This is a genomic window from Pantoea sp. Pa-EAmG (genome assembly GCF_030024295.1).
Lineage (GTDB): Bacteria > Pseudomonadota > Gammaproteobacteria > Enterobacterales > Enterobacteriaceae > Pantoea > Pantoea dispersa.
Map to the genome: position 1 here is coordinate 1 of NZ_JASEWO010000159.1, position 10,549 is coordinate 10,549.

Consider the following 10,549-nt stretch of genomic DNA (forward strand, 5'->3'; position numbering starts at 1 on the left):
ATCGGGCAAGTTGAACATATTTTGGTTGCATCCCCTGAACTCATTGCGCGTCTGGGAGCACCAACTGATTTAGAAGATCTTCGACAGCGTTATCCATTTAGTGGTTTAATTAATCCTGAAACGGGGAAATCATTTGAGTTTATGAGTGACGCAGTGAATACTTTTGTCCCTCGTCATATTGAGTTTTATACTACAGATCCATACGCCGAAATTCAGGCTGCATTGGCCGGAAAAACGGTTGTACAATCCAGCGATTTTATCTGTAGGGAGTACTTAGCAAGCGGCCAACTTGTTCCCCCACTGCCAGAACTGCGACAGGAGAAATGGCAATTTTATTTATATCGGCCTTACCAGCTGATTACTCCCAAAAGGGTCACGGTCGTTTTCTCGCTATTAGAAAAAATATTACGCAAATATTTCTCATCAAAATAATATTTTCCTCAACGTCCGCTCCTGGCACTCAGGTGACCTACATAACGGCGATCACCGAGGCTCAACTGGACAGTAAGATGTTTTGTCCAGTTATACCTGCCTGTGGCATTTATCTCAGTAATCCCTGAATCAGCTGAACGAAGACATACACTGTCGCTGCCACTTGTATAGTCCGGAACCCCCATCTGAGATAGCGCCATTCATGGCGTTCTCTGGCATCAGCTGCTTCAATAGCGGGGTCAGAATATTTTCTTTTCCTGGCCCTGAATTCATCGATTACCCACAAGATGAGAATAAAGATAATGATGGTTTTCTGAAGGATGAGATTATCCACAAAGAGTGACTCCGGCCTGCCCGCTGATACAAGAAGAATACCAGCGCAATGCAATTCCGCAATGTTACCGACCGTCCCGCTTTAGCGTGTTAAAGGGTTGAGACGAAGTTTCTAATCTTTTCCTTCATTCCTTGCCGCACGTCATCTCCTTTACTCTTTTCATGTTCGGGCTAAAAAAAAGCCGCAAGCAGATGTCTGCTTACGGCTACAGGATCGTTGATGACGCATGCTGAGAATCAGGCCGCTTTTACAGCCCTGATTTTTTTCGTGTCAGCCGCATCGGATTCAGTTTTATCCGCTGCAACTGGGGCAGTGAGATCGGGAAGCTTGCTGGTACGCAGAATATGCTGAACGGTCTCTTTCTGCTCGGCGAGATACAGGCCAAGATTTTCAGCCTGCGTTTCATCCATCTGCATTTCGCTTTGCAACAGCCAGTCGGTGAACGCGTCTGCCATATCAAGCAGCTTGTCGTGAGCGTCAGCTTCTTTCTTACTGGCAAAAGTCATTTTCTCTTCACCTTTTCTTACGACAACAAATTTTGTTTCAACAGCCATCGTGCACCTCGCTATACTGTGTTTATATACAGCATAGCAGCTACAGATCGACGTTGCAGCAAAATATGCATTACTGGCGCAGTTGCTGTGTTTCCGGGCCACCCATGCTCCGCCGCCATGCCCCAGGCGCCTGACCATACTGACGCTTAAAGCTGCGGTTGAAGGACTGCTGAGAGTCAAAGCCCAGCGCGATCGCCACGTTCAAAATCGGCTCGTCGCTGTGGGTTAAGCGCTCAACCGATTTTTGCAGCTTTTGCGCGCGAATGTACCCGGCGAGGGGATAGCCAGTATGTTCTTTGAACAGACGCTGGAGGTGCCACTTTGAGTAGCCGGAACGCCTGGCAACGGACTCAATATCCAGACGGCTATCCAGGTTGTTGTCGATCCAGTCGAGTAAATCATGCATAAATGCGCCAGTGTTCATGTTGTTACCCCCACGCTACATAGAGAAAAGTATCTTTATCTGTTGCATTTAAAGGTGGCGCGTTTTTGTATTAATTGCAAGTTTTATTGTTGCATTTAAATCCCTGACCGAAACGGGTCTTTTTACATCGACTCAAATAGCACATAAAGTGCAACAATTATTCTTGCACTTAATTAAGCGCCTTCCTACAATCGCCGGGAATAGTGTATTCGCAACTGTTACAGTTTTGTGGCGATGAACGACACAAATGGCCTTAAGCCAGCCACCGGACAAAGGAAGTAGCGCAGTGCCTCCCGCTGCGTCTTGCCCGGCGGCTACAATTACCGGAATAAAAATAATGAGCCTGCAAAAAACCTGGGGTAACTTTCATCTGAGCGCGCTGGGGGCGATGTTCGCCTCCGTGCTGCTCGTCGGGTGTGATAACAGCGTCGCGCAAAACGCTGCGCCACAAGCGCCCGCTGTCAGTGCCGCTAACGTGGTCGTGAAATCAATAAGCCAGTGGGATAGCTTTAACGGCAGGATCGAAGCGGTGGAGAGCGTTCAGCTACGCCCGCGCGTTTCCGGCTACATTGATAAAGTGAATTACACCGACGGTCAGGAAGTGAAGAAGGGCGAGGTGCTGTTCACCATTGATGACCGAACCTATCGCGCCGCGCTGGAACAGGCGCAGGCGAACCTGGCAAGAGCCAAAACGCAGGCCAGCCTGGCGCAAAGTGAGGCTAACCGTACCGATAAGCTGATCAACACCCATCTGGTCTCACGGGAAGAGTGGGAGCAGCGTCGCTCGGCCGCCATTCAGGCGCAGGCCGACATTCGCGCCGCGCAGGCGGCGGTTGACGCGGCGCAGCTCAACCTGGACTTCACCAAAGTGACCGCGCCTATCGACGGACGCGCAAGCCGGGCGCTGATCACCAGCGGGAATCTGGTCACCGCGGGCGACACTGCCAGCGTCCTCACCACGCTGGTCTCGCAGAAGACGGTTTACGTCTACTTTGACGTGGATGAGTCGACCTACCTTCACTATCAAAATCTGGCCCGCAGCGGGCAGGGGGCGTCCAGCAATCACACGGCGCTACCGGTTGAGATTGGCCTGACGGGTGAGGAAGGGTATCCCCATCAGGGCAAAGTGGATTTTCTGGATAATCAGCTAACGCCGAGTACCGGCACCATCCGCATGCGTGCGCTGCTGGATAACGCGCAGCGTCAGTTCACGCCGGGACTCTTTGCCCGCGTACGCCTGCCGGGCAGCGCGGAATTCAAAGCCACGCTTGTCGACGACAAAGCGGTGCTGACCGATCAGGATCGCAAGTATGTTTACGTGGTTGATAAAGAAGGCAAAGCACAGCGTCGCGATATCACACCGGGACGTCTGGCAGACGGGCTACGCATCGTGCAGCAGGGGCTGAACCCTGGCGATAAAGTCATCGTCGAGGGTTTACAAAAAGTGTTTATGCCGGGTATGCCGGTGAACGCCAAAACCGTTGCCATGACCGCCACCAGCGCCCTCAACTGATCCCTTGACCTGAGAATCCAACCCATGGACTTTTCCCGTTTTTTCATCGACAGGCCGATTTTTGCCGCGGTGCTGTCGATTCTGATTTTTATCACAGGGCTAATCGCCATCCCGCTGCTGCCGGTGAGCGAATATCCTGACGTCGTGCCGCCAAGCGTGCAGGTGCGCGCGGAGTACCCGGGCGCCAACCCGAAAGTGATTGCTGAGACCGTGGCGACGCCGCTGGAAGAAGCAATCAACGGCGTTGAAAACATGATGTATATGAAGTCCGTCGCGGGTTCCGATGGCGTGCTGGTCACCACCGTCACCTTCCGTCCGGGGACTGATCCCGATCAGGCGCAGGTTCAGGTGCAAAACCGCGTCGCGCAGGCGGAAGCGCGTCTGCCGGAAGACGTGCGGCGTTTGGGCATTACCACCCAGAAACAATCCCCGACGCTGACGCTGGTGGTGCATCTGTTTTCGCCCAACGGTAAGTACGACTCGCTGTATATGCGCAACTACGCCACGCTGAAGGTGAAGGACGAACTGGCACGCCTGCCCGGCGTTGGTCAGATCCAGATTTTCGGCTCGGGCGAATACGCGATGCGCGTCTGGCTGGATCCCAACAAAGTGGCGGCTCGCGGGCTGACCGCTTCGGATGTGGTCACGGCGATGCAGGAGCAGAACGTGCAGGTATCCGCCGGGCAGCTTGGTGCCGAGCCGCTGCCGAAAGAGAGCGATTTCCTGATCTCCATTAACGCCCAGGGCCGTCTGCATACCGAAGAAGAGTTCGGCAATATTGTTCTGAAAACGACGCAGGACGGTACGGTCGTTCGCCTGCGCGACGTGGCGCGTATCGAAATGGGCTCCGGCAGCTATGCGCTGCGCTCCCAGCTCAACAACAAAGACGCGGTCGGGATTGGTATCTTCCAGTCTCCAGGGGCGAACGCCATCGATTTGTCTAACGCGGTGCGCGCCAAAATGGACGAACTGTCGACCCGTTTCCCGGCGGATATGAAGTGGGCGGCACCTTACGATCCGACCGTTTTCGTGCGCGACTCCATCCGTGCCGTCGTGCAAACGCTGCTGGAAGCGGTGGTGCTGGTGGTGCTGGTGGTGATTCTGTTCCTGCAAACCTGGCGCGCGTCGATCATTCCGCTGATCGCGGTGCCGGTTTCGGTGGTGGGGACCTTCAGCATTCTCTACCTGCTGGGCTTCTCGCTGAATACCCTGAGTTTGTTCGGGCTGGTACTGGCCATTGGTATCGTGGTGGACGACGCCATCGTGGTGGTGGAAAACGTCGAGCGAAACATTGAAGAGGGGCTTGCTCCGCTTGCGGCGGCGCATCAGGCGATGCGGGAAGTGTCCGGACCGATTATCGCGATTGCGCTGGTGCTGTGCGCGGTGTTTGTGCCGATGGCGTTCCTCTCGGGCGTTACCGGGCAGTTCTACAAGCAGTTTGCGGTGACGATCGCGATTTCCACGGTCATCTCCGCCATTAACTCGCTGACGCTCTCGCCGGCGCTGGCGGCACTGCTGTTAAAACCGCACGGCGCGCCGAAAGATTTCCCGACCCGGCTTATCGATCGTCTGTTCGGCTGGATTTTCCGTCCGTTTAACCGCTTTTTCCACCGCAGCTCGAACGGCTATCAGGGGCTGGTGGGCAAAACGCTCGGCCGTCGCGGGGCGGTATTTGTGGTGTATCTGCTGCTGCTCTGTGCCGCAGGCGTCATGTTTAAAGCGGTTCCCGGCGGGTTTATTCCGACGCAGGATAAACTGTACCTGATTGGCGGCGTGAAGATGCCGGAAGGTTCATCGCTGGCGCGCACCGATGCGGTGATCCGCAAAATGAGCGAAATCGGGATGAATACCGAAGGCGTGGACTACGCGGTCGCGTTCCCGGGGCTGAACGCGCTGCAGTTCACCAACACGCCGAATACGGGGACGGTCTTCTTCGGCCTGAAGCCGTTCGACCAGCGTAAACATACTGCGGCGGAAATTAACGCGGAGATCAACGCGAAAATTGCGCAAATCCAGCAGGGCTTTGGCTTCTCCATCCTGCCGCCGCCGATTTTAGGGCTGGGTCAGGGGTCGGGGTATTCCCTGTACATTCAGGATCGCGGCGGTCTGGGCTATGGCGCGCTGCAAAATGCGGTAAACACCATGTCCGGTGCGATTATGCAGACGCCGGGAATGCACTTCCCGATCTCAACCTACCAGGCTAACGTTCCGCAGCTTGACGTGCAGGTTGACCGTGACAAGGCGAAAGCGCAGGGCGTGTCGCTGACCGATCTTTTCGGTACGCTGCAAACTTATCTGGGCTCGTCGTACGTGAATGACTTCAACCAGTTCGGGCGTACCTGGCGCGTGATGGCGCAGGCCGACGGGCAGTTCCGCGACAGCGTGGAAGACATTGCGAATCTGCGCACCCGTAACAGCCAGGGTGAAATGGTGCCGATTGGCAGCATGGTGAATATCACGACCACCTACGGCCCGGACCCGGTGATTCGCTACAACGGTTACCCGGCGGCGGATCTGATTGGCGATGCCGACCCGCGCGTACTTTCGTCCTCGCAGGCGATGGCGCAGCTGGACGGAATGTCGAAGCAGATCCTGCCGAACGGGATGAACATTGAATGGACGGACCTGAGCTTCCAGCAGGCGACGCAGGGCAATACGGCGCTGATCGTCTTCCCGGTCGCGGTGCTGCTGGCGTTCCTGGTGCTGGCGGCGCTGTATGAAAGCTGGACGCTGCCGCTGGCGGTGATCCTCATCGTGCCGATGACCCTGCTTTCCGCGCTGTTCGGCGTCTGGCTGACCGGTGGCGATAACAACGTGTTCGTGCAGGTAGGGCTGGTGGTGCTGATGGGGCTGGCGTGTAAAAACGCGATTCTTATCGTGGAGTTTGCCCGCGAGCTGGAAATTCAGGGCAAAGGCATTATGGAAGCCGCGCTGGAGGCGTGCCGCCTGCGCTTACGCCCGATTGTGATGACCTCCATTGCCTTTATTGCCGGGACCATTCCGCTGATCCTCGGCCACGGCGCGGGCGCAGAAGTGCGCGGCGTTACCGGGATCACGGTCTTCTCCGGGATGCTGGGCGTGACGCTGTTTGGTCTGTTCCTGACGCCGGTGTTTTACGTGACGCTGCGTAAGTTCGTGACGCGCGGCAAAAAAACGGAAAGGGATGTTCTGCCCGCGTAGGGATGTTGCAGATAATAAAAAACCGCCTTCATAGCAAGGCGGTTTTTTTTGCATTTAAAGAAAGTTAAAGGGCTTCTTTATACTTGGCGATAAGTTCAGGCACCGGATCGCAGCCGCTGGTATCGGCTTTTTTCACTTCTTCCAGCGCGCTTGCCACGGTGTGACGCGCCAGTACCTGTAACGAAGCCTGCTCCGCTTCTTCGGAGATAGACTTAAAGTACCAGCATGCGTTAGCGCTGACTACGCAGCGGGCCGGTACGTCAGGGCGTGATGCCCACAGCTTTTTATCTTCAATGACGGAAAGGTAGATATCGCGCAGGGTGATCTCTTCCGCCGGGCGTCCAAGATGAATAGAGCCGTTACGGCCAAGCGTGGAGACGATAATACCGTCACGCGTGAGGGGAACCATCAGTTTGCGGATGAAGCTCGGGTTAGCTTCCAGACCGTAGGCCAGAATCGCACTCGTCGAACGTTCACCCAATTGCTCCGCCATTGCTACGCTGAGAACCATCTGCAAAGCTGTCGGGAAGCGGTAATCTAACATTTTTGTATCCTGGGTTGCGGTGAATCTTGTTCTTTTTGGCACCGCAGAGGTGAATAAGCAATAAACAACAATATAACAAATACGGTAATTTTTTTGAAGCAATCTGCGGCATTTGCGATCGACCCCCCTGTTCCTGTTTAGCTATACGTGCGGTTCGGGAAGTCAACCGTCACCATCAGGCCAGCTTCTGCGGAAGTACTCAGGTTTACGCTGCTGTTGTGCTGCTGCGCCACCGCTTTAACGATGGCAAGCCCCAGTCCGCTCCCGCTTTGCAGTTGATTGGGATCGCGGAAAAATCGGTCGAACACGCGCTCGCGCAATTCAACCGGAATACCGGGCCCTGCATCGGAAACGCGTAGCCGCGCGGAGCCCTCTAATGAGCAGACATCGACCAGAATCCGCCCGCCTTCAGGACTGTACTTCACGGCGTTCTCAATGAGATTATCAATGAGCGACACCAGGCGCTCCCTTACGCCTGAGATCCAGACTTCATCCTCGGCGAAAAATTCAAGCTCAATCCTGCGCGCAGACGCCAGCGGTTCCAGTTCGGCCATTCGCTCTTGAAGGAGCGTCGTTAGCGGCACGGGCTCCAGGTCCGTATCAAGGCGTGCTTCACTGTACATCATCAGCAGCAACTGATTGACGAGACGCGCAGCACGACTGTTGCTGCGAACAATCCCCGCCAGCAATTCCTGTTGGCTCTCGCTGAGTACATACGATTGCAACGCTTCCACGTTGATTCGCATCGCCGCCAGCGGCGTTCGCAGTTCGTGAGCCGCATCGGCAATAAAAACCCGCTCCCTTTCCGCGCTTTCTCGTACCCTGGCAAGAAAGTCGTTAATCGCGTCCACCATCTGGCGAAGCTCCCTGTGTTTTGGTACAGCTTTTAAAGGGGAGAGATCGTCTGGCGAGCGCAATGCAATTTCATTGACCACCCTGTTCCAGGGACGCATGGCAATGCGGATTGACAGCCACGCGGGGAACAGAAGAAAAGGGAAACAGACCAGCAGCGGCATGACATAGTAACCGCGCGAGTTGAGGTAGATAAAGAAGTTCCAGCCACCGGCCGGGGTGAAAAGGGTAACCTCCACATCGGAATGAGCGGATTTAAGGGTTCGGCTGGTCCAGGTACGACCGTCGCTCTGAACACGCTGCATTTCCCCTAACCGGGTGTTGGTTACCCCCGTTGGTGCATCAGGCGATGAAAAAATAACCGCGTTATTTCTGCGCACGATGACGTTGATTGACAGGGCGGGATCTTCGCCGCCGCCATAGCCCTCTCGTAACGCTTTGCTGAAGGCTGCCAGCACGGCGGTACGATCCTGCGGGTGTTCGTCCATCCGCTCGACCAGCGTAAAAAGCGTTTCATAGGTATGACTGCCCGTGAGGATGGGAGGGCTGCGGAGATCCTCCCACAGAATGAAAGTTAAAAAGAGACACCACAGCAGGGTAAGCAGCAGCAACTGGGCGATGATAATTCGGCGTACCAGCGTCGGGTGCCTCAGGTGATACCACAGTTTTCGCATTACGTCGTCACTCTCTGAACAGCAACGGTATCAATAACATACCCGACGCCACGCACGGTTCGCACATAGCCTTCGCCGATTTTTCTTCGCAAATTTCCCATATGCACGTCGAGCGCATTACTGAGGTTCTCTTTGTTGCCGAATATCCGTTCTTCCAGAAACCGTCGCGTAATCACACGGTCCGCACGCAGCATCAGCGTTTCAAGCAGCGCATATTCACTCGCCGTCAGGTCTATGTGGCGTGCGCTCACCGTCACGCGACGCGTCGGTACATGAAGAGATAAGCCTCGAATCTCTATCGCCTCATTCTCAAAACCGTAACTGCGCCGCGCAAGGGCTCTTACCCGCGCCAGCAGTTCGGCGAGAACAAAAGGTTTAACGAGATAGTCGTCTGCACCTGCATCCAGCCCGCACAGGCGATCCTGCAGCGTGCCTCGCGCCGTCAGGATGATGACCGGGATCCCCTTCAGCTGCTGGCGTAAGCGCGTCATGAGGCTCATGCCGTCGCCGTCGGGCAGCCCCAGGTCGAGCAAAATAAGTTCTGGCACGCAGACGTCAAGCTGATGCAGTGCATCCTCTTTACGGCGAACCCATATAACGTCAAATCCTTGATCGGCAAGGGCGATACGTACGCCATTGCCCAGATCCAGGTCGTCTTCGATAAGTAGAATTTTCACACTGGTAACTGTATCAACCGTGAATGAAGAACATCTTAAGAAAAAACGGTATCAGGAAATCTGTCCGGTTTACATCACCCGCGCGCGCTTCAGTGTTTCTTCATTTTCGGCTCATAAGAACCTTAGGGTCAGTATTCAAAATGGGCGTTCTGGCGTTTAACCGCTTACATCGTCACCCTTTGGATCCAGAAGGACTTCTTTAATGAGAAACATCGAACTGCGTCATACGTCCCCACATTTGCTCCCGGGTCGCAGCCTGAAAAACATCGTGCCGGGCATCGTTCTGGCGTTACTGACCACGCCAGTACTGGCGGCAGAGCAGAGCGAGGGTAACGTTTTAACCCTGGGGGGCGGCGTGGACGTCGCGCCACGCTACTCGGGTTCGGATAAAAACCGCGTCGGTGCGGCGCAGGTGGTGGATTACGCCATGGCAAACGGCTTCTTTATCAGCACCACGCGGGGCGTCGGTTACGGCAACGACATCGGCAACCTGGATTACAGCGCTGCAGTGAGCTATCGAACAGGGCGTAAAGACAAAGACGTGAGCAGCGATTCGATCAGCTCCGGCAGCGACTACCTGCGGGGTATGGGCGACATCAAAGGCTCGGCCATCGTTGTGCCTGGGCTGGGGTATAAGGTGACCGACTGGCTTCATCTGCAGCTGCAGGCTGAGGTTCCGGTTTCTGAAAGGGACAACGGTGAGGCGGTACACTTCGGCATTTCCAGTCCGCTCTATACTTCACCGAATAATGCGGTCACGCTGGCGCTGACCAGCAGCTGGGGATCCGACAAGTATATGCAAACGTACTATGGCGTCAGCGCCGCCCAATCGGCCGCATCGGGGTTTGCCCGACATGACGCCGGTGCCGGAATTTATGCGTATTCGCTGAATCTTGACTGGACACACAGGCTCACCTCGCGCTGGAGCGTACTTGCCGCAGCGGGCGTGACGCAGCTGACGGGGGACGCGGCCGACAGCCCCATTGTGCAACGCAAGACGTCGCCTACGGGAAGTTTGAAGGTGACGTACAGTTTTTGATGGTTGGTTACTTATGGAGATGAGCGCGCAATAGCGACGAATTCGAGCCGCCCCGGAAAGATGATGGGGCGGCGGTGTTTGATGCCAGGAATAATCATCGGCTATCAAAATTCACTGCGCTGAAGAGGGTCAGTTGATCCTTCACGGATGTATTTAGAGCTCGTCTGTTCGTTAGTCGGGTAAGGTTTTGCGGGAAGATGGCGGACGGTGGGGGGGCGTAGGTCCACTGTGAGCGAGGAGCGGAAGTTGGCAAAAAAATACTACCATCACGGTATACGGATCGACAGGGAGCAGGTCAGCTCCAGAGTGAAGACCATAAAAATGCT

Annotated in this window: 10 protein-coding genes; 4 read left to right on the plus strand and 6 right to left on the minus strand. The window is 55.3% G+C overall.

Going from position 1 to position 10,549, the window contains the following annotated elements; all coding sequences use genetic code 11:
- Nucleotides 1–432: LysR substrate-binding domain-containing protein (locus QMM04_RS17690; protein ID WP_282996647.1), on the plus strand; the 432-nt coding region annotated here is incomplete at its 5' end.
- 109 nt (nucleotides 433–541) lie between these two features.
- Here the strand turns inward: QMM04_RS17690 and QMM04_RS17695 are convergent.
- The 3 genes from QMM04_RS17695 to QMM04_RS17705 all read right to left on the minus strand — a co-directional run bounded on the left by QMM04_RS17695 (nucleotide 542) and on the right by QMM04_RS17705 (nucleotide 1,744).
- On the minus strand, nucleotides 542–766 hold the full coding sequence (locus tag QMM04_RS17695; protein ID WP_042715742.1) for a hypothetical protein: 225 nt from the start codon (nucleotides 764–766) through the stop codon (nucleotides 542–544).
- 236 nt (nucleotides 767–1,002) lie between these two features.
- Nucleotides 1,003–1,320, minus strand: coding sequence for a YebG family protein (locus QMM04_RS17700; RefSeq protein WP_282996648.1), 318 nt, complete (start codon nucleotides 1,318–1,320; stop codon nucleotides 1,003–1,005).
- A 70-nt stretch (nucleotides 1,321–1,390) separates the two neighbouring features.
- Entirely contained in the window at nucleotides 1,391–1,744 is a 354-nt protein-coding gene (locus QMM04_RS17705; protein ID WP_029485062.1) for a helix-turn-helix domain-containing protein, read from the minus strand.
- 337 nt (nucleotides 1,745–2,081) lie between these two features.
- On the opposite strand from QMM04_RS17705, the gene QMM04_RS17710 reads away from it, so the two are divergent.
- Both QMM04_RS17710 and oqxB read left to right on the plus strand, forming a co-directional pair.
- Entirely contained in the window at nucleotides 2,082–3,257 is a 1,176-nt protein-coding gene (locus tag QMM04_RS17710) for an efflux RND transporter periplasmic adaptor subunit (protein ID WP_218401439.1), read from the plus strand.
- Between the two features lie 24 nt (nucleotides 3,258–3,281).
- Nucleotides 3,282–6,437: a multidrug efflux RND transporter permease subunit OqxB gene (gene oqxB / locus QMM04_RS17715; protein ID WP_220120075.1), complete on the plus strand. Its 3,156-nt coding sequence runs from the start codon at nucleotides 3,282–3,284 to the stop codon at nucleotides 6,435–6,437.
- 64 nt (nucleotides 6,438–6,501) lie between these two features.
- Here the strand turns inward: oqxB and QMM04_RS17720 are convergent, their stop codons facing one another.
- The 3 genes from QMM04_RS17720 to QMM04_RS17730 all read right to left on the minus strand — a co-directional run bounded on the left by QMM04_RS17720 (nucleotide 6,502) and on the right by QMM04_RS17730 (nucleotide 9,184).
- The gene (locus QMM04_RS17720; protein ID WP_010430601.1) at nucleotides 6,502–6,981 is read right to left on the minus strand and encodes an Rrf2 family transcriptional regulator; all 480 of its coding nucleotides are present in this window, start codon (nucleotides 6,979–6,981) and stop codon (nucleotides 6,502–6,504) included.
- A gap of 137 nt (nucleotides 6,982–7,118) precedes the next feature.
- Nucleotides 7,119–8,507: an ATP-binding protein gene (locus QMM04_RS17725; RefSeq protein ID WP_282996649.1), complete on the minus strand. Its 1,389-nt coding sequence runs from the start codon at nucleotides 8,505–8,507 to the stop codon at nucleotides 7,119–7,121.
- Nucleotides 8,507–9,184, minus strand: a complete 678-nt coding sequence (locus QMM04_RS17730; protein ID WP_282996650.1) for a response regulator — start codon at nucleotides 9,182–9,184, stop codon at nucleotides 8,507–8,509. Before QMM04_RS17730 ends, QMM04_RS17725 begins: the two co-directional genes overlap by 1 nt.
- Nucleotides 9,185–9,386: 202 nt before the next feature.
- On the opposite strand from QMM04_RS17730, the gene QMM04_RS17735 reads away from it, so the two are divergent.
- Nucleotides 9,387–10,223, plus strand: a complete 837-nt coding sequence (locus QMM04_RS17735; RefSeq protein ID WP_282996651.1) for a MipA/OmpV family protein — start codon at nucleotides 9,387–9,389, stop codon at nucleotides 10,221–10,223.
- Nucleotides 10,224–10,549 lie beyond the last annotated feature (326 nt).

Coding starts and splice junctions, on each gene's coding strand:
- QMM04_RS17700 (WP_282996648.1), bottom strand. CDS start 1,320: ATGGCTGTTGAAACAAAATTTGTTGTCGTAAGAAAAGGTGAAGAGAAA.
- QMM04_RS17705 (WP_029485062.1), bottom strand. CDS start 1,744: ATGAACACTGGCGCATTTATGCATGATTTACTCGACTGGATCGACAAC.
- QMM04_RS17710 (WP_218401439.1), top strand. CDS start 2,082: ATGAGCCTGCAAAAAACCTGGGGTAACTTTCATCTGAGCGCGCTGGGG.
- oqxB (WP_220120075.1), top strand. CDS start 3,282: ATGGACTTTTCCCGTTTTTTCATCGACAGGCCGATTTTTGCCGCGGTG.
- QMM04_RS17720 (WP_010430601.1), bottom strand. CDS start 6,981: ATGTTAGATTACCGCTTCCCGACAGCTTTGCAGATGGTTCTCAGCGTA.
- QMM04_RS17725 (WP_282996649.1), bottom strand. CDS start 8,507: ATGCGAAAACTGTGGTATCACCTGAGGCACCCGACGCTGGTACGCCGA.
- QMM04_RS17735 (WP_282996651.1), top strand. CDS start 9,387: ATGAGAAACATCGAACTGCGTCATACGTCCCCACATTTGCTCCCGGGT.